General features: G+C 67.7%; 1 protein-coding gene. It reads left to right on the forward strand.

The genetic code is table 11. From position 1 onward, the window contains the following. A partial coding sequence (locus QCE64_RS34325) for a hypothetical protein (protein ID WP_310008671.1) occupies nt 1–371 on the forward strand: 371 nt, incomplete at both ends.

Raw genomic sequence — 371 nt, forward strand, 5'->3', positions numbered from 1 at the left:
CGCAGGCGAGCACCGCGATCTATGGCTTGGGCAAGGTCGTGCTTGCGGGCGGCAAGGACGCCAACGGCGACTATACGAACGCGAACCTGATCCGCAATCGGTCGGCGCTGATCGAGTCGGTGGGCGACATGGCGCTCCACGCCGCTCAGGTGACGAACACGCGCACCGCAATGACGACGACCGGCCTCAATCTACCGCTCGACCCCGCGTTGATGGAGCAGCTCGGCATCAGCATGTCAGGCTGCACCGCCTGGTACGCCGCCGCTTGCGCCGGGCAAAACGTGCCGTGGGGCGCGCCGCCCGATCCGAACGCCATCGGCGGCGCGTACATTGAACCGCCGCACGGCGGCCAGTGGAACAGCGGCTATCAG

Source organism: Caballeronia sp. LZ043, from assembly GCF_031451075.1.
In the GTDB taxonomy this organism is placed as follows: Bacteria; Pseudomonadota; Gammaproteobacteria; order Burkholderiales; family Burkholderiaceae; genus Caballeronia.